We start from the raw sequence: 403 nt of genomic DNA, 5'->3' as shown, positions 1-403 counted from the left end.
CGGATCGATACCTGCTACATCGCGCACGTCAACCTTGTACAGGTTGCGAGCTGCCAGGAACAGATTCTCATCCAGTTCACCGGTCACGATCAGCACGTCTTCCAGAGCCATATCTTTCAGTTTCTGTGCCAGCAGCTTAGTTTTAGGCGCTTCTACAGAGAACTTCTCGACAACGATCAGACGATCTTGACGTACCAGCTCGGACAGGATGCTTTTCAGCGCGCCGCGGTACATCTTTTTGTTTACTTTCTGACTGTGGTCCTGTGGCTTAGCAGCAAAGGTCACGCCGCCTGAACGCCAGATCGGGCTCTTTACAGAACCTGAACGCGCACGGCCGGTGCCTTTCTGACGCCATGGCTTTTTGCCGGAACCAGTTACTTCAGCACGGGTCTTCTGAGCACGG

Annotated in this window: 1 protein-coding gene; it reads right to left on the bottom strand. The window is 53.8% G+C overall.

The window, feature by feature from the left end:
• Positions 1-403 (bottom strand): 50S ribosomal protein L4 (rplD, locus tag N6G83_RS54585; RefSeq protein WP_260524451.1); only part of this gene is annotated, 403 nt, incomplete at both ends.

This window comes from Serratia sp. PL7 (assembly GCF_945957435.1).
The sequence above is the reverse complement of the archived record's forward strand: the minus strand, read 5'-3'. Positions and strand labels throughout refer to the sequence as shown.